Genomic DNA, 587 nt, shown 5'->3' on the forward strand with positions numbered 1-587 from the left:
GCTGACAAAGGAATCGTATCGACCAAGGGAAAGACTGCAGAACAGACCAACGATAATTGAAGATGTACCAAAATTGCTGGTAAGATCCAGAACCAGCAAATCATTTTTATTTGCAGTATTTGCGAGGAAAATCCTCTGGGATGAATCGAAAGTCTGCACTGTTCCTGTGTAATAATAGGTGCACTTAGCAAAATCGGTGGGGTCGACTACACGCCCATAAAAGGAAGCTTTTTCTTGATTTATGGTCAAGATGTTGACCTCTTTGTTTTTTTTCTGTATGAGAGAGGGTACGTACACATAATAGATTTTTCCTGGTTGTGAAGAACCGGGTGTTTCTTGTGATAAATTCTCAGTTGGAAGTAAATAGTCCATGTCAAGAAGCTGTGAAATATGAACATCAAGATTCTTTGCAATAATAATGAGTGTTTCCACATCAATTGATACTTCCCCACGCTCATATTTTGAAAGGGAAGATTTACTTTTGTTAATGAGTAGAGCAAATTCTGCCAAACTGTAATGTTTTTGTTTCCTGTAGTGACGAATGCGCTGACCAAGTATACTGCGTATTGTTTCTTCCATGCTGTACC

1 protein-coding gene is annotated in these 587 nt (G+C 38.7%); it reads right to left on the reverse strand.

What is annotated here, in order from left to right; translation table 11 throughout:
* On the reverse strand, window positions 1–587 hold a 587-nt coding region (locus tag D1841_RS18285; RefSeq protein ID WP_166554389.1), incomplete at both ends, for a helix-turn-helix domain-containing protein.

Source organism: Neglectibacter sp. X4 (assembly GCF_009917365.1).
Lineage (GTDB): Bacteria > Bacillota > Clostridia > Oscillospirales > Acutalibacteraceae > Acutalibacter.